The 16622-nt window shown below is 41.4% G+C and carries 17 protein-coding genes; 4 read left to right on the plus strand and 13 right to left on the minus strand.

The window, feature by feature from the left end:
- Positions 1-4: 4 nt before the first annotated feature.
- The 5 genes from HMPREF3108_RS06055 to cdaA all read right to left on the minus strand — a co-directional run bounded on the left by HMPREF3108_RS06055 (position 5) and on the right by cdaA (position 5356).
- A complete protein-coding gene (locus tag HMPREF3108_RS06055) occupies positions 5-136 on the minus strand; it encodes a DUF4044 domain-containing protein (RefSeq protein WP_012000341.1) in 132 nt (43 codons plus the stop codon).
- A gap of 176 nt (positions 137-312) precedes the next feature.
- Entirely contained in the window at positions 313-2205 is a 1893-nt protein-coding gene (locus HMPREF3108_RS06060) for a Cna B-type domain-containing protein (RefSeq protein ID WP_070493800.1), read from the minus strand.
- Between the two features lie 170 nt (positions 2206-2375).
- The gene (glmM, locus tag HMPREF3108_RS06065; RefSeq protein WP_045635000.1) at positions 2376-3728 is read right to left on the minus strand and encodes a phosphoglucosamine mutase; all 1353 of its coding nucleotides are present in this window, start codon (positions 3726-3728) and stop codon (positions 2376-2378) included.
- Between the two features lie 36 nt (positions 3729-3764).
- On the minus strand, positions 3765-4511 hold the full coding sequence (locus HMPREF3108_RS06070; RefSeq protein WP_045635001.1) for a CdaR family protein: 747 nt from the start codon (positions 4509-4511) through the stop codon (positions 3765-3767).
- The gene (cdaA, locus tag HMPREF3108_RS06075; RefSeq protein WP_070493803.1) at positions 4508-5356 is read right to left on the minus strand and encodes a diadenylate cyclase CdaA; all 849 of its coding nucleotides are present in this window, start codon (positions 5354-5356) and stop codon (positions 4508-4510) included. Before cdaA ends, HMPREF3108_RS06070 begins: the two co-directional genes overlap by 4 nt.
- Positions 5357-5456: 100 nt before the next feature.
- On the opposite strand from cdaA, the gene murT reads away from it, so the two are divergent.
- Genes murT through HMPREF3108_RS06090 form a run of 3 tightly spaced genes read left to right on the plus strand, consistent with a single transcriptional unit; the run spans position 5457 to position 7861 of the window.
- Positions 5457-6800: a lipid II isoglutaminyl synthase subunit MurT gene (murT, locus tag HMPREF3108_RS06080; protein ID WP_070493806.1), complete on the plus strand. Its 1344-nt coding sequence runs from the start codon at positions 5457-5459 to the stop codon at positions 6798-6800.
- Complete coding sequence (gene gatD / locus HMPREF3108_RS06085; protein ID WP_048779702.1) at positions 6800-7585, plus strand: lipid II isoglutaminyl synthase subunit GatD; 786 nt, start codon at positions 6800-6802, stop codon at positions 7583-7585. The genes murT and gatD overlap by 1 nt, the downstream gene beginning before the upstream one ends.
- Before the next feature lie 18 nt (positions 7586-7603).
- On the plus strand, positions 7604-7861 hold the full coding sequence (locus HMPREF3108_RS06090) for a lipopolysaccharide assembly protein LapA domain-containing protein (RefSeq protein ID WP_048779704.1): 258 nt from the start codon (positions 7604-7606) through the stop codon (positions 7859-7861).
- Positions 7862-7879: 18 nt separating this feature from the next.
- Here the strand turns inward: HMPREF3108_RS06090 and HMPREF3108_RS06095 are convergent, their stop codons facing one another.
- The 8 genes from HMPREF3108_RS06095 to HMPREF3108_RS06130 all read right to left on the minus strand — a co-directional run bounded on the left by HMPREF3108_RS06095 (position 7880) and on the right by HMPREF3108_RS06130 (position 15574).
- On the minus strand, positions 7880-9061 hold the full coding sequence (locus tag HMPREF3108_RS06095) for an MFS transporter (RefSeq protein ID WP_048779706.1): 1182 nt from the start codon (positions 9059-9061) through the stop codon (positions 7880-7882).
- A gap of 78 nt (positions 9062-9139) precedes the next feature.
- Positions 9140-10003 carry an Rgg family transcriptional regulator gene (locus HMPREF3108_RS06100; RefSeq protein ID WP_070493809.1) on the minus strand — a complete coding sequence of 288 codons (864 nt, stop codon included), beginning with the start codon at positions 10001-10003 and terminating at the stop codon, positions 9140-9142.
- A 4-nt stretch (positions 10004-10007) separates the two neighbouring features.
- Entirely contained in the window at positions 10008-10364 is a 357-nt protein-coding gene (locus HMPREF3108_RS06105) for a hypothetical protein (protein ID WP_061583753.1), read from the minus strand.
- Between the two features lie 45 nt (positions 10365-10409).
- Positions 10410-12305: an ABC-F family ATP-binding cassette domain-containing protein gene (locus HMPREF3108_RS06110; RefSeq protein ID WP_070493812.1), complete on the minus strand. Its 1896-nt coding sequence runs from the start codon at positions 12303-12305 to the stop codon at positions 10410-10412.
- Between the two features lie 224 nt (positions 12306-12529).
- Positions 12530-12847: a hypothetical protein gene (locus HMPREF3108_RS10965; RefSeq protein ID WP_256262227.1), complete on the minus strand. Its 318-nt coding sequence runs from the start codon at positions 12845-12847 to the stop codon at positions 12530-12532.
- A 323-nt stretch (positions 12848-13170) separates the two neighbouring features.
- A complete protein-coding gene (locus HMPREF3108_RS06120; RefSeq protein WP_061585248.1) occupies positions 13171-13836 on the minus strand; it encodes an ABC transporter ATP-binding protein in 666 nt (221 codons plus the stop codon).
- A complete protein-coding gene (locus HMPREF3108_RS06125; protein ID WP_070493815.1) occupies positions 13837-14898 on the minus strand; it encodes an ABC transporter permease in 1062 nt (353 codons plus the stop codon).
- Between the two features lie 67 nt (positions 14899-14965).
- Positions 14966-15574, minus strand: coding sequence for a TetR/AcrR family transcriptional regulator (locus HMPREF3108_RS06130; protein WP_070493818.1), 609 nt, complete (start codon positions 15572-15574; stop codon positions 14966-14968).
- 109 nt (positions 15575-15683) lie between these two features.
- Here HMPREF3108_RS06130 and HMPREF3108_RS06135 point away from each other — a divergent pair, with 109 nt between their 5' ends.
- Positions 15684-16409 carry a hypothetical protein gene (locus tag HMPREF3108_RS06135; protein ID WP_048779721.1) on the plus strand — a complete coding sequence of 242 codons (726 nt, stop codon included), beginning with the start codon at positions 15684-15686 and terminating at the stop codon, positions 16407-16409.
- Positions 16410-16622: the final 213 nt, after the last annotated feature.

Genomic DNA, 16622 nt, shown 5'->3' on the forward strand with positions numbered 1-16622 from the left:
AAAATTATCTCAAAATAGCGCTGACTGCACTAGCAATAATGGCTCCGACTGTTACCACAATCATGATTACCACAACGACCATTGTTAATTTTTCAAATCCTGTTTTTTTGCGTTTTCCTTCATCTCCAAAAGCCACAATAATTACCTCTTATATTTTTATAGACTTATTCTAACATGATTGATAGTATTTTTCAAATGCTAGTCGCTTCAAATAAAAAAAGAAAGAAGAAAGGGATAAAAATGATAAACCTTATCTTCTTTCAAATTATTTTGATCACTTAAAAACTGACTTCTTATTTTTTAAGCCATCAATTATTGTTTATTTTTCTTTCTTAAGACTACAAACACACCACCAAGAATAACCAAAATTGAGACTCCAGCTACTGATAACCAGATAGCCGCTTGCTCACCAGTCTTTGGCAAGGTTGGTTTATTGTCAGATTTCTTGGTTTCTGTTGTTTTTGGATCTTGTTTATTTGAACCCTTTGGATCTTCTACCTTTGGATCTGGCGTTTTACTACCAGGATCATTCGGATCGCCTCCACCTGGATTGCTTGGTTTATCCTTTCCAGGCTCTCCTGGGTTTGATGGAATAGTTGGCGGATCATAGGTATTAATTAAGTCATAACCTTCAACTTTTGAACTATAGTTTACAATGGCATCTTCACCAATTGTATAGGTAATTTTTTGACCATTTTCATCATTTACTGGAAGACCACTAAATGTGTAGTTCCAGCCATCAGCTTCACCGACAACTTTAGATGCTACTACTTGATTGTTAGCATATAGATTAACTGTAATGCTCTGTGGACGAGTCATGTTTGTATCATTTACCCATGTTTTATGACCTGATACAGAGGTTACTGGTTTGTATGTATTGGTAAAAGTCGCGTCTCCATCATAAGAAACTGAACCAAATTTTTCACCCAATACATCAACTACTTTAACTGTTACTTTAACCTCTTTAGAGTCATAAGTGTAGCCATCTTCCTGCCCTGGAATTTCTTTAATTACATAGTTGAATGTACCAGCTTGACTATAATTGATTGCTGCGAAATTAATAGAACCATCAGCTTCATTAGTCGCTGTCTGTAATAGTTGCCCCTTGTCATCATAAAGGCCAAAACTAAATTGTCCCTTAGTCAATTCTTTACCGACCAGAGTTTTTTGAGCCTTGATTACAACATCTTTTGAGCGTTCGGCACTTCCATCTCCCGAACCAGCTTCCAATCTAAGTGAGCGATTGATTGTTCGTTCTCCTGGGAAGTTTGTAGCTGACCAAGATAATTTATTATTTACTGTATCACCTACTTTAGTTCCTGGCGCTACACGAGTTGAGTATTCAATATACATTGGCCAATTGTAATTATCACCAAAGTTGATGGTGAAGCCATTTACATCGCCATTTGCATTTTTAGAAAGAACTGCTTTCTTTGTAAAATTATCAAGAACAGGTAGAGTTAAAAGATGGGCTTCATTACGAATTCCCCCTTGAACTGGTGCATAGCGCACAGCACGTAAACTTCCTGGAACAAGAGTTAAGCCGTCACCAAAATTATCAGAAATAACCATTCCACGAAGCATGTCTTGTCGAGCGTTTAAGATAATACGCCATTTAACAATGCTTGGGTCTGATTTATCTTGGTAACCATATTTCATCTCGTACTCACCAGCTTGACCATCATCCTTTTTATATTGGAAAGAAAAGTCAGTTTGACCAAAACGGAATGAAACAGGGCCAGACTCTTTGACTGTGTCATTATTTAATCGAACATTGAAATTTAGAGACATTCTCTTATTTTCAGGCAAACGAGAGAAGTAATCACTGAAAGTTACTGTCACCGTCTGATTGTTCGGATCTACTTGAGCGGTACCAACAACTTCACCCTTATCATTTTTGACATCAATGACATTAAAATTCAAAACTGTAATAAGAGTTAACTCTTGAGGCAGCTTCAGAGTAAGGGTATCACCGCTATTAATAGCTTGTGAATCCGGAAAAGTAATGTCACTTGTCACAGCTAAGGTCTCATTTGTCGTAACTGTTGTATCGCTAGTTAGAGGACTACCATTTTTAGTTATAGTAACATTGTTTGTATAGTCAGTAACTTCAGTCGCTTGAGCTGATTTTGTTACTCCAAGACCAAAAACAATAGCCGACAACAAAATAAAGAATTTAAGAACAAGATTATTTTTTTCTTTCATTCATTATTCCCTCCTTCATATTTTATTATACCTAAAATACAGAAAAGTAGGAAATGTTTTATAGAAAAATAACAAAAAAATCAGTTATAGTACAAGATATATATGTGAATGGATTCATTTCATACAAAAAAGTAGCAAAATCAATGCTACTTCTTTGTTTTCATAGTTATTTATTCAATACCAATTTCCGCACGAACGACATCCGCAATCGTATCAACATAGAAATCAACTTCCTCATGACTTGGAGCTTCCGCCATTACGCGAAGTAATGGTTCAGTTCCACTTGGACGAACTAAAATCCGTCCATTTCCAGCCATTTTTGCTTCCATTTCTTCAATGATTGATTTGATAGCAGGGACCTCCATCGCCTTGTCCTTCATGCTATTTTCTACTCGAATATTGACTAATTTCTGAGGATAAATGGTTACTTCGGATGCAAGTTCTGATAATTTTTTACCAGTCTCTTTCATGATTTTGGTCAATTGTACAGCAGTTAACTGGCCGTCACCTGTTGTATTATAGTCCATGATAATCACATGTCCAGACTGTTCTCCGCCAAGATTATAGCCAGATTGGCGCATTTCTTCGACTACATAACGGTCTCCAACAGCTGTTACAGCCTTTTGAATTCCTTCTCGATCTAATGCCTTATGGAAACCAAGGTTTGACATAACTGTCGTGACAATAGTGTTTTGAGCCAACTGACCCTTTTCAGATAGATACTTACCGATGATGTACATAATCTTATCACCATCAACCAGCTCACCATTCTCATCCACAGCAATCAGACGATCACTATCTCCATCAAAAGCTAAACCAATAGCTGCGCCAGATTCTCTTACAGTCTCTTGTAAAGCTTCAGGATGAGTCGAACCAACATTCAAGTTAATATTGAGACCATCTGGGTTTTCTCCAATAACAGTCAATTGAGCGCCTAAATCAGCAAAAATCTGACGAGCACTTGTTGAAGCGGCGCCATTAGCCGTGTCCAGAGCAACATGCATACCTTCTAGCTCTAAACCAGTTGAAACTAGGTATTGTTGATACTTGCGTAGTCCTTCTGGATAATCAACAAGAGTTCCGAGTCCCTCAGCACTTGGACGTGGCAAAGTATCTTCAGTCGCATCAAGCAGTGCTTCAATTTCTAGTTCTCGATCATCATCCAACTTATAGCCGTCACCACCAAAGAACTTGATACCATTATCCAGTGCTGGGTTATGGCTGGCCGAAATCATAACTCCGGCGCTTGCTTTTTCTGACTTAACCAAATAAGCTACACCTGGTGTTGCAATAACTCCAAGTTTATAAACATGAATACCAACTGATAAAAGACCTGCAATCAAGGCGCTTTCTAACATTTCTCCTGAAATCCGTGTATCACGTCCAACGAAGACCTTAGGCACTTCACTTTCGTGCTGGCTCAGAACGTAACCGCCAAAACGACCTAATTTAAAGGCCAATTCAGGCGTCAATTCCACATTTGCTTCTCCGCGAACACCATCGGTTCCAAAATATTTTCCCATTATTCTATTATTCCTTTCAGGTTATAAACTGTTTTATTAATGATTAGAAGAGCTCGTAGAAGTTGAGCTTGTACTTGTCGAAGATGAACCTGACGTCTTAGTCGTAATCTTCACCGTCGTTTCATAAGGACTAATGACACTTGGTATTGCAGTCCCATTACTGTCTACAGCTCTCAAAGTTGCAACGCCTGTATAATTACCACTAATGACGTCACTCTCTGGTAAGACCGCTTCTACATGGTCAATTCTTTCCATGTAGTCCTCATCAGTAAAGACGGTAACCTTCGAATCACCGAAGTTGACACTTGAAATTGAAACTCCTTGAGCAACCTGACTTTCTGTGATAGTTGTCTGTACAGGAAATGTCTTACTCACGCGCTTACCTACTTTTACAGTGATCTTATCAGGATTTACTGTTGCTGTCAGGCCACTAGGTAGATTATTAATACTTAGTTTCACCTCTGAGATACCTGTCTTAACATTGGTCAGATCAGCTACTATTTTGAATTTCCGAGTACTTTCCTGCATTTCACTGGCCAAGGTCAAGCGATTTGATCCCGTCAAACTAACTGTTGCTTCAGAAGAGAAACCACTTATAAAATATTCATCGCTGTCGTATTTCACGTCAATCGGAACATTTGTAATTGTATTAGTGTATGTTTCAGACTTATTTAAGCGAATATTGGCATTGTTTTGGAAATTATTTGAGGTTGCATAAACAAATAAGACCAGAGCAAAAAAGATAGAGGAGAGGATATACCAGATATTTTTATAGTTTTTCATTTTCTATGCCCTCCCAATATACGCTGATGCCAACCTTTTTTAACAGGTTGATCAGGAGCCAAAACCTTACGAAGCTCCTCTTCAAATTCCTGCAGAGATAAATCATGCTTGAAGACACCATTGTGAGTGATAGAAATACCTCCAGTTTCCTCTGATACAACAAATGTAAAAGCATCAGAAACCTCAGATAGTCCGATTGCAGCCCGATGCCGAGTACCAAATTCCTTGGAAATCCTTGAATTTTCTGTGAGAGGAAGATAAGCACATGATACAGCAATCTTATTATCTCTGATAATGACTGCACCATCGTGCAAAGGAGTATTTGGGATAAATATATTAATCAGTAATTCACCTGACACATCCGCATCCAAGGGAATTCCAGTCGAAATATACTCTTGCAAGGTTCTGCTACCTTGAATCGCAACCAAAGCTCCAATCTTACGTGGACTCATATACTCAACAGCTTTGACAGAAGCTTGGATAAGCTTTTCTTCCGAGCTCATAGGAGTTGCTGAAAAAAGATCCGTTGCTCTACCTAAGCGTTCGAGTCCTGTTCGAATTTCTGGAGCAAAAATTACTACTGCTGCAATGACCCCATAAGTGATAACTTGATTAATCAGCCAAGAGATCGTTGCTAGGCCTAAAAAATTTGCAATTATTTGTCCTAATACAAAGAGAAAAACTCCACGCAGGAGAATCATGATTTTTGTTCCTGCAACAGCCTTAGTAAAGAAATATAAGATCCAAGCCACCAAAGCAATATCAATGATATTAATCAAAATACTCCAGGGGCTGCCAAACAAACTGGACCAGTACTGGAGATTAGACAATTGTTGAAAATTCATAATCAATCCACCCTATCAAAGAAAACGTTCTTTCCTATTATATCATTTTTAGTAGATTTTTTCTGTAATCAAATTTACTTTTTATGATAAAATAATTCTTATGAAGATAAATACACTTTTAGGCCTCTGGGCAGGTAAATCCTCCCACTTTGTCCTCAGCAAAATGGGACGTGGATCTACTCTTCCTGGAAAAATTGCCTTAACCTTTGATAAAAATATTTTACAAAACTTAGCTAAGAACTATGAAGTCGTAGTAATTACGGGAACCAACGGAAAGACACTAACCACTGCTTTGACAGTGGGCATTCTCAAGGAAGCTTTTGGAGAAGTTACTACTAATACCAGTGGTGCCAATATGATTACAGGGATTACCACAACCTTCCTGACTGCTAAAAAAGGCAAATCTGGCAAAAATATCGCTGTGCTGGAAATAGATGAAGCCAGCCTATCTCGGATTTGTGACTATATCAAGCCCAGCCTCTTCGTCTTTACCAATATTTTCCGTGATCAGATGGACCGCTATGGGGAGATCTACACGACCTACCAGATGATTCTGGATGCTGCAGCTAAAGTTCCTGAAGCGACAGTGCTAATGAATGGGGACAGCCCTCTTTTTAACTCTGTCAGCCTGAAGAATCCTGTCCGCTACTATGGATTTGACACTGAAAAAAGCCCGGCCCAGCTGGCTCACTATAATACTGAAGGCATCCTCTGTCCCAAGTGCGAGCATATCCTCAAGTACGAGCTCAACACCTATGCCAATCTGGGAGCTTATATCTGTGAGGACTGCGGCTTCAAACGTCCTAAACTAGACTACAGCTTGACTGCTCTCAATGCTCTTGAGCATAACCGCTCTGCCTTTACTATTGATGGACAAGACTATCAGATCAATATCGGCGGACTCTACAATATCTACAATGCGTTGGCTGCAGTGTCAGTGGCTCAATTCTTTGGAGTTGATCCTTCTACAATCAAGTCTGGCTTTGATAAGAGCCGAGCTGTCTTTGGCCGTCAGGAAACCTTCAAAATCGGAGATAAAGAGTGTACCTTGGTTTTGATTAAAAATCCAGTTGGTGCTACCCAAGCCTTGGAAATGATTGAGCTTGCACCTTTTGACTTTAGCTTATCTGTCTTGCTCAATGCTAATTATGCGGACGGCATTGATACCAGCTGGATCTGGGATGCTGGCTTTGAGAAGATTTTAGAGATGGATATTCCTCATGTCATCGCAGGTGGTGTCCGTCACTCCGAGATTGCTCGGCGACTGCGAGTAACGGGTTATCCAGCAGATCAGATTAGCGAAGTCAAAGACTTAGAAGCAGTTTTCAAAGCCATTGAACAACAAGAAACTAAGCATGCCTATATCTTAGCTACATATACCGCTATGCTTGAATTTCGAGAGTTGCTGGCAGAGCGTCAGGTTGTTAGAAAGGAGATGAACTAATGGTTTATACATCCCTCACTTCTCCTGAAAACCAGGATTTCCCTTACGATATTAAAATTGCCCATCTCTATGGAGATCTCATGAATACTTATGGAGATAATGGAAATGTGCTCATGCTCAAATATGTAGCAGAAAAGCTAGGTGCTAGAGTTCAAGTCGATATCGTCTCTCTAGAAGATGGTTTTGACAAGGACAGCTACGACATCGTCTTCTTTGGTGGTGGCCAAGACTATGAACAAACGATCGTAGCTCGTGACTTACCAGCTAAAAAGGATACCTTAGAAAATTTTATCAACGAAAATGGCGTAGTGTTAGCTATCTGCGGTGGTTTTCAACTCTTGGGACAATACTATATCGAAGCATCAGGTCGACGGATCGAGGGCTTAGGTATCATGGGACATTATACCCTCAATCAGACTAATAATCGTTACATTGGCGACATCAAGATTCATAATGATGAATTCAACGAGACCTACTATGGTTTTGAAAATCATCAAGGCCGCACCTTCCTCTCTGATGATGAAAAACCACTGGGCAAGGTTGTCTATGGAAATGGTAACAACCAAGAGGATGGTTGCGAAGGTGTTCATTATAAAAATGTCTTTGGTTCCTACTTCCATGGCCCCATCTTATCCCGCAACGCAAACTTGGCCTATCGTCTGGTAACAACAGCACTGAAAAAGAAATATGGCTCAGATCTTAAATTGGCAGCTTATGAGGACATCTTAGCACTGGAAAAACAGGAAGAATACGGAGATGTCAAAAGCAAGGCTGAGTTTGAATAGACAAACAGGAGAATCACTATGAAAGAAAAATTGCATTATATTCTACTTTTAATTACCGTTCTATTGGTTGCTGGTATTTCCTTGGCCAATATGCAGAGCGTCAATGTTAGCTTTATCCTATTTAGCTTCAAACTTCCCTTGATTATATTGATTTTGATTTCAGTGCTCCTAGGTTCTGTCACGACCTTTCTCATCAGCATGGTAAAAAATTTCTCACTGAAAAAAGAGCTTAAAAAGACCAAAGAAGTACTTGAAAACTCACATTCAAAAAACTAGGTTGGAATTTATTCCAGCCTAGTTTTTTTGTATTTTCTTTTGATAAAGGTAGGAAATCAAAGCCAATCCCATCACTCCGAAACCAATCAGTAGAAAGGAAAGAGTGTGGACGCTTGGTAGCAGAGTCATTAGGAAAGTCGCAGGAGGCATGAAAAGAATTGCCAGCGTGTAGATCGTTGAGAAAACGCGACCTAGATACTGCTTGTCCACCTTAGTCTGAACCTGGCTGAAGAAATGAATGTTGAAAACAGTCATAAAGAGCTCACAGATAAGATTACCAGAATAAGAAAAATAGGGATGAACCGGTAGCAAGGTAGAGACGCCCATGACTGCGACTCCAACACCTGTCAATAGCAGGGCTACAAGTAAGTTGCCCATACTGGCCTTAACCTTGCTGGCTAGAATGGCTCCAATGATTGAGCCTACAGCACCCAAACTCAAAATGCTTGCATAAGAACCTGTCTTACCGTAGAGCTGATTGGTAAAAGGCAATAGATAATTAAAGGCCGCAAAGAAAAAATTGACTGCCGAAGCTACCAAGAGCAGAAAGAAGATTTCTTTTTGCTGACGGATATAGACTAAACCTTCCTTGATATCTCTCAGGATATTTCCAAGATTGATGGGAGACTTCTGCTTGCTTGGCTCATGATTGGGCAGAAAGTAAATCAAGGCAAAAGCCAGAAAGAAGCTAAGGGCATCCAGCTGAAGGGTCATGCGCAGATTCGCATACTGCATCACGATAAAAGACAGAACTGGGGCTGAGACACTGATAACCTGCAAGGCCAATTCCAGATGAGAATTGTAAGCCACGATGTCTTCCTTGTCCACAATTTCGGTAATATAAGACTTATTAGCTGGCCGAGAAAAAGCAAAGGCTATAGCCTGAACCACATTAGCAAAAATCAGTGCTCCAATCATGAGCTGGTCGTTAGAAATAAAAGAAATCAACATACAAAGACCAGCACAAACCAAGTCTGCTACCATCAGCACCTTACGTCTGGAAAAGCGGTCCGTAATAGCTCCCCCCAAAGGATTGAATAAGATGGAAGTAACTAGCTCTGATATCTGGTAAATGCCCAAGACCGTCTGCCCCAGAGCTCCCAAAGAAGCAAGCCAGATACTATTTCCATAGTCATAAAGCATATTCCCAATTTTATTAATAGCAGCCCGTGTAATCAGCTGCACTGCTTGTCGATTCATAAAAATACCTCCCTCCATTTCTGAAACTATTGTATCAGAAATGGAGGGAGGTTCTTTATTTTTCCCATATTTGGGAAATTATACTTTCACAAACTTATCGAAATGCTCTTGATAATAAGCGACTTGCTCAGGTAGTTCCAGCACTTCAAAGATATGCATGGCTTCCCGCATTTGCTTGATGCCCTGCTTATTCTCCCCCTTCTGATAGGCCGCAAAACCCTTGAGATAGAGGAACACATTGCGTTCATAGAGTTTGATGCCTTTGCCAATGATTTTCTCTACGTAAGCCTCAAAATAACTAGCCTTATCAAAAGAACGACTTTCCAAACAATGCTGGTAACAATTGAGGGCTAAAATCAAGACCAATTTCTTATGGCGACCGATTTCTTTGTAGTAGTCCTCCCGCTCCATAACTTCCTTGCCCAGACGGTAGACATAGTCCACATCATAGAAACTATAGAGGTTTCCAAAGAGGATAAGCTCGTACATGGTCCAATCTTCCACTTGAAAGAGATAATCAGCCACCTTATCTAAATCCTCTTGCCTCATGCGAAACTGATTGTCCCTCTGACAAATCAAGCCCTGCAGCAAAATCCAATTGAGCTCATAGTAAAGAGGCGCACTGCTGGCCTTGGCCTTTTCTAACTGCTCCGCTTGCAAGTCCTGAAATCCCTTGATGTCATTTGAGTAGTAAAGAGGGATAATCTTACCCATCATGGCCACGTGTTCATGCTGCTGGAAATTCCGAGCTTTGTCCATAAAATTTTCAAGGGTCACATGAATATTATCCAAGAGATCTAAAAATTTCGAGAGGGTCATGTCCGACTCACCCAGCTCAAAACGAGACAGCTGAGAGGTCGAGCAAACCTGACCCGACGCTTCCTTCAAAGAATAATGCCCATTTAAACGAAAATCACGAAAAACTTTGCCTAAATTTTCCATTTGTTTACCACTTAAATTCTTTCAGTTGCTTTTCCAAATCCTGTAAATAGGCTTCATCCAAGCCATTCCGGTCTTTTGCTGGGGCTTCCAGACTGGCCAGATAAAGCAAGAACTGGTCCGCCAGTATCTCATATTGATGGAAAGGCAGGCGCTTCATCTGGGCCTGAACGAAATCAGTAGCCTCTGCAAAATGCTCGCTTTCCAGCAGCTCTTGCAAATAATCAGCTCCATCAAGCTGCCGGCCTTGCTCATCTTCAAACTGCCCCAGATCTAAATGCTGGATTGTTAGGCGCAGCGCCGAACCAAGCATATTGGCTGCTCCCTTGATCTGCCGCATAAACCAATCGTTTTCTGTCGTCATCAGTAGCTCCTTTCAAAGCGGGCTGACTGACTGCCCCTAAAAATACTACACCTTCTCTGCCAGTTCTTCCCATTCGAGCAGGGCTTCTTCTTGGGCGGCAGTCAGCTGGTCGATTTGCTGCTGGCTCTCCATGAGTTCACTGGCGTCGTTGGTAGCCTGCATGGCTTCCTGAAGCTGACTGATCTGACTGTCCAAGTCCTCGATTTGCGCTTCCAATTGCTCTAGGCGGCGGGCCAGCCGGCGCTGTTCTTTCTGGTTTTCCTTTTGAAGCTGATAGTCATTGGCAGGGGCAGGCTTATCTAAATCAACCTGCTCCGTCTCCTCACGCAAGGCTTCCTGCTCTGACTTTTTCTCCAGATAGTAGTCATAATCACCCAGATAAAGGGTGGAGCCTGTCTCAGAGAGCTCGATAATCTGAGTGGCCACGCGATTGATAAAGTAACGGTCATGGCTGACAAAGAGCAGGGTGCCGTCAAAGTCAATCAGGGCATTTTCCAGCACTTCCTTGCTGTCAATGTCCAGGTGGTTGGTCGGCTCGTCTAGGATGAGGAAGTTCTTGTTTTCCATAGACAGCTTGGCTAGAAGCAGCCGCGCTCGCTCTCCACCTGATAGCATGCCGACAGACTTCTTGACATCGTCTCCCGAGAAGAGGAAAGCGCCTAAGCGATTGCGAATCTCGACCTCTGGTGTCAGCTTGAAGTCATTCCATAGCTCGTCGAGAACTGTATTGCTGGGAGTCAGTTTGCTCTGGGTCTGGTCATAGTAGCCCACTTCCACATTGGCCCCCAGCTGCTCTTTGCCCCTGATGAAAGGCACTTGACCGATTAGTGATTTAATCAAGGTCGTTTTCCCAATCCCATTTGGCCCGACAATAGCTACCGCATTAAATTTGCGAATGTCAAGGTTAATCGGCTCCGACAGGACTTCCTCGCCGTAGCCAATAGCCGCATCTTCCAGGGTCAGCACAACATTACCCGAAACCTTATCGGCTCTGAAAGTCATATTAGCCGAGCGACTGCCGGTCTCCGGCCTGTCCAAACGCTCCATCTTTTCCAGCTGCTTTCGACGGGACTGAGCCCGCTTGGTTGTGGAAGCCCGAACTAGATTGCGATTGACAAAGTCCTCCAGCGCAGCGATTTCTTTCTGCTGCTTTTCATAGTTCTTGGCTTCAGTAGCCAGCTTCTGCTCCTTTTGGATCACAAAGCTAGAGTAATTGCCCACATAGCGATCCAAGGAATGCTTGGTCAAATCCAGCGTGATAGTCGCAACCTTGTCTAGGAAATAGCGGTCGTGGCTGATGATGATCAGGGCACCGCTGTAGTTAATTAAGTAAGTCTCCAGCCAGGCAATGGTCTCGATATCCAAGTGGTTGGTCGGCTCGTCCAAGACCAGCAGTTCTGGCTTTTCCAAAAGCATCTTAGCCAGAGCCAGACGGGTATTCTGCCCGCCTGACAGCTCAGAAATCTTCATCTGCCACATGGACTGGTCAAACTTGAAGCCATTCAAAATCGCTCGAATATCGGCCTCATAGGTAAAACCGCCTTTCTGGCGAAAATCCTCTGACAGCTGATCATACTGGGTCATGAGAGCAGTCAGGTCTTCCCCTGATAATTCTCCCATTTGCAGCTCCATCTGTCGCAGTCGTTTCTCCTGCTGATGCAGACTATTAAAGACCAGCAGCATCTCGTCGAAGATAGTATTCTCCGACTCAAAGCGGCTGTCCTGAGCCAGATAGGATAGGGACAGGTCTCGTTTTTTATTGATCTGACCAGAAGTAGGCTCTTCCTCGCCCACCAAAATCTTGAGCAGGGTTGACTTGCCAGCTCCATTTTTACCAACGAGGGCAATCCGATCACCCTCATCCACCTGCAGGTTAATATTGTCAAAAAGAAGCTCCCCTGCAAAAGAGCGCTCAATCTTGCTTGCTTGTAAAATAATCATAAGACCATTATAGCAGATTTGCTTCTCTCCTGCTATCTACCAGATATTTAAAAGTTTCAGTAGATTCATTATCCTAGAGATTTTTCTGAACTTATAGCTTCGATATGGAAAATCTAGTAAAAAAACATCTCAAAACTTAGATCTTTCAACTAAGCTTCAAGATGCACTATAAACTTTCGAAAGTAATAAGCAAGAAACTCTTCCAATATTGCCTTTACAATCACTTAATCTTTTCCAGGCTGACCCCCAATCATGACTTTTTTAGCTCTATTATCGTTATCAAAAAGAATATAATAATACAACTTTTTACCATGAGTTTCAAAAAAATAATTCTTTTGTCCTATATAATATCCCTTTCGGGCGCCGGGTTTCGTTTCATAATCAAATTTACCATAACGCTCCACTATCTCCCATTCTCTTTTACCGATAATCCACTGATCATCATATTTCCAGTATATGCGCTTAAAAAAATAGAGAAAAACTGAAAGAGCAATCATTGCCAAGAATAAGAGACATAGTGTAAGCTTAGCTTTCTTTCGCATCGATCTTCCTTTTTAGCATTTTTGGAATAATAAAAACAGCAGTATCTCGCCTTCCAAAGATTAGTCAAGGCTAGCTATATTTTTTATTAAACCTTATTAATCCCCTTTCTTCATCTAAGTAGCAAAACAAACTGCTTTACTAATGATTTCCGTTGCAAGATTTCTAATGAGTATTTCTCATATTGCAGTGCAACAAATTCAAAAAGCTACCCATCAAAACGGTTGCTATTTATGATGATTTTATACAAAAAAAGACAAGCCTGTCAACGAAAAACAGGTTGCCTATAAATGGTTTTAATAGATCTCACAAGCTTTTTAAAGCTTTATCGAACTTGAGTTAGTGTACCATCCTGCATTTCATAGATCTTATCAACCTCATCCAGTAGGCGGGTATCGTGGGTAATCATGACTACACTCTTATTGAATTTCTGAGTAACCTCTTTAAGCAAATGAACCACGCGCTTGGCCCTTTCCGTATCCAAACTAGCTGTCGGCTCATCAGCCAAGATAATATCCGGGCTATTGTAAAGGGCTCTAGCGATAGCAGCCCTCTGCCGTTCCCCACCGGACAATTCTTTCGGATACTGCTTGAGTGTTCCTTTTAGATCTAGTAGCTCAATCAGACTGTCTAGATCCGTTCTTTCCTTCTTAGATAAGCGGTCAATCAGCTGGAATTGGTCTTCGATTTTCAAAAAAGGAATGAGATTGGAGGCCTGCAAAATGAAGCCGAAATCATTGAAACGCAGAGCCGCCCGTTCCTTTTCCTTGAGCTGGGAAGTATCTTTCCCATGCAGAAGAATCCGTCCTTTTGAGGGAGTTTGTAAATGCCCCAGCAAGGTCAGAAAGGTTGTTTTACCCGAGCCTGATGGCCCAATAATAGCTACAAACTGCCCCGCTTCCAATCGGAAATCAGTTGGTTTCAGGGCTTGAACCAGCGTATGCCCCTGACCATATTCTTTTGTAACCCCTTTTAGTTCTATGATTGACATTTACTCACCTCCAATTGCTGTAATAGGGTCAATTTTCAGAACCCGACGAATGGACAAGAGTCCTCCAGCCAGTGACATGAGAACAATCAAGGCAATCAGTCCTCCATAAGCTCGCCAATCACTGTAAAAAGGCACAGAGGCAGGTAAGGCCAATTGTGTCCCCCAAAGTGCCAAAACAGCCAGACTTATTCCCAGAGTGGACAGGATGAAAATCTGCCAGAAAATAGAAGCAATAATCTTTCTACTGGCAATTCCTTGGGCGCGCATAATACCATAAAGATGCGTCTTTTGTATGGTAATGATGTACATGAAAATTCCCAATACCAAAAATGTAATCAGAACCATGGCCCCAATCATAAAGGAAAAGGTCAGTACCTGAGCCTGATAACCCGGAATATTTTCTATCAATTCCCCCATAGAGAGCTGACTCAGGCCAGCTTCTTCAATCTTCTGATCATCTTTTACTACAAGTGCGCTGATATTCTTAACCTGACTAGAGCCGTACTTTAATTCCCTGAAATCATCTAGAGTCATAAAAATTACAGGTTGCGTAAAGAAGCTATTATCCTCTGTAAAACCAACAACTTGATAGAGGCGTTCACTACCATTGAGCTGAAGCTGGTCGCCTATTTTTACACCTTTTTGCTGTAGGCGTTTATCAACAATAATTTCATAAGCATTATCAGCTGACCTACCTTCACTCAGTTTTGGAGCTAAGAAACTATTCCATGCCAGACCAAAGACTTGAGCATTAATTTTTTCTTTCCCATCTTCATGATTGGCTACTACTGCCATCTGTCCCAAAGCTGCTATTGAGTCTCCTTGAAGTAGGCGGCTGTACTCTTCTTCCTTGAGAGTCGACGAAACCAGATTCTTATTGGCATACTCAGATAAAACAACTGACTGCGCTCCCCACTGATCTATTGCCAAGCGATTAAGCCGAGCCAAACCGACGGAAAGACTGGATAAAAAGAAAACCATATAGGTAATGAGAAAAACCACGGCAACAACCATACGGTACCTTCCGCGACTGTAGACAATCTCTTTAAAAGCTAAAAACAAAGCAATCCTCCTTTGAAAGATTCCAGACTATTATATCATAAAAAAACAAGATATAGAAAATATCCCATCAGTCTCCCCGAATGTGCTCTCTAACAAAGCCTGCTAGACCGACAGTGGTCACCTTAGTATGAAAATCACTCATTTGTTGAGACTTATAATGAGGATGAGTCAACCAGTAAGTCAGTGTTCCCATAAAGGACGCTACTTGATGATTCAGTAGCAAGTCCACCTCTACCTCTTCTATATACGCGTCAGCTAAAGAAATACTCTTCGAGAAAATCTCCCTCAGAGCTTCCTGCAGTCGCAGCAAACTAGTAGGACTACCATTGGGTCCCAAAAGAATGGCTAAGTCTTCCAAGTATGGCTTAAAAAAATGAAAAAGATTTTGTTTCTCATGGATGTAGTCTTCCACTTTAAAATCCTTTTCTAACTTGAACAAGCAGGCAGAATCTAGAGCCTCTTGATAATAGGCCTGCAAATCATCTAACAAGCGGTTTTCAATCTTCTCTAGCAGATCATACTTGTCCAGATAATGCCGATAAAAAGTACTGCGATTCACCCCCGCCAAATCAATCAATTGGCGAATACTGATAGTCTCAAAAGTCTGCTCTTTCATCGACTGTAGCAAGCTTGTCTCTATAAGCTTTTCTGTCTCTCTTCTTTTTTTCTCATACATGCTATTCACCTCAAAATGCAACAGTCTCTCTAAAATTGGTGCTTGTCTACCATCCAGCTCCCACTATATAATAAATATAAGCAGAAGACAAGAACAAGAGGATTAAAAGATGAAGATTATGATCAATCAAAAAGAAATCAGTCAAGAAAGAATCGAGCAATGGCGGAAGAAGAGAATCCATAAAGCAGCTAAGATACTTAATCTACAGCTACCTAATACTAACAAGACGGAGATTTTAGACCAAGCCCTACTGGAAGCAAAAATGAAGCTGACATATGAAGAGTTAATCCAGAAAATCGGAACCAAACTCAAATGGAGCCAATGTTTGATGAAATGGGCAGCCAAATGGCCCAAGAAACCAAGAAAAAGAGCAGTTGTAACGATTTTTGCAAGTGGACTGACTGCTGCTTCTTTCAGTAAAAGGCTAGAAAAGTTGATGTTAAAAAAGACAAATGTTCATAAACGAGTCAATCTTGGTACCTGTCCAGACCATTATGCCTTGCAGTCGCGCGGTAGCATACTTGAAGTCATTGAGACTGCAGGAAACAGCCCGCTGCCAACACAGTTTTTTCTTAAGCTTGGTGGTGAAGCTGAAATAGAGGAGCCTCGTGATGCGTCTTATCCCTTCCAAACTGTCGGTGCCGCCAGTCTAGCGAATGGTTGCAATATCGGTGGTATTCGCCATCAGTTTCGCGACACAGAAAAAGGCTTAGAAGCCCGATTCTGCGTCGAATTTCCCAGCCTTTGTCCAGACAGCCTTGTCAAAGAACACCAGTTCCACCTGGCCGCCGAATGGTCAAGGTGGATAGCTTGGTGTAGAGAACAAAAAGAATGAATTTCCTCCCACACAAAAACAGCCTTTTGCCATCTTAAAGAGACCGCAGCAAGGCTGTTTTTCTTCTACATTTAATCAAAGACAATCATGGACTTAATAGTCTTGCTCTTACCCGCAAGTAAATGAATCAATAGCAAGATCTTCAAGTTTAACAGTTGTCCACCTCAGTACAAATTTTTCAACAACTCCAATAGGTTGTAACTACTATTTTTA

It is taken from the genome of Streptococcus sp. HMSC10A01 (assembly GCF_001807785.1).
Lineage (GTDB): Bacteria > Bacillota > Bacilli > Lactobacillales > Streptococcaceae > Streptococcus > Streptococcus gordonii.